This is a genomic window from Acinetobacter sp. (assembly GCF_036666595.1).
Lineage (GTDB): Bacteria > Pseudomonadota > Gammaproteobacteria > Pseudomonadales > Moraxellaceae > Acinetobacter.
The window spans coordinates 1-532 of the sequence record NZ_JAVWVO010000147.1 but is presented as its reverse complement, the minus strand read 5'-3'; the positions used below and the strand labels follow the sequence as shown (position 1 = coordinate 532).

1 pseudogene is annotated in these 532 nt (G+C 33.6%); it reads left to right on the top strand.

Going from position 1 to position 532, the window contains the following annotated elements:
- Positions 1 to 201, top strand: a pseudogene (locus RR876_RS17285) (hypothetical protein); the annotation flags it as partial.
- Between the last annotated feature and the right edge of the window lie 331 nt (positions 202 to 532).

Sequence of the window (532 nt, the reverse complement as noted above, 5' to 3'; positions counted from 1 at the left end):
GCTGCATTAGAACATGCGGATAAAATTGAAGATGCAACCACAAAAACATTCATCTTAGATATTATTGAACAAGTCTATGCATTTCCACTCGCTGAAATTGATGCGGATCCGGAAGCAAGTCGTAATCAGTTTAAGCAAAAAATTACAGAAAAATGTATTGCGACACCGCATGACAAATTACCTAATTACAAACCGTTCTAAGGAACGGTTTTTTTTATCTGAGTAATATTGAATGATCTAAAATAGCCTAAGCAAATTAAGAATAAATTGTCACATTTCGATTAATCATAATTATAGAAAAGCATATCTGAATAGTGAATAATGAAATGAATAACGAAAAATAAGGAGTGATCAATGGACGTTGTGGGGTATCTACATCATGCAGACTTGCTCTTAGAAGATGAACAGGGCGTTGCAATAATTAGCGGAAGTCACTATGTGCTTAGTTTAGGTGATAAAGTTTATATTCAACATATAATTGATCAAGAAACGAAGCTTTATCAAGTTCATGTTTCATTTGCCAGTGCAGAGC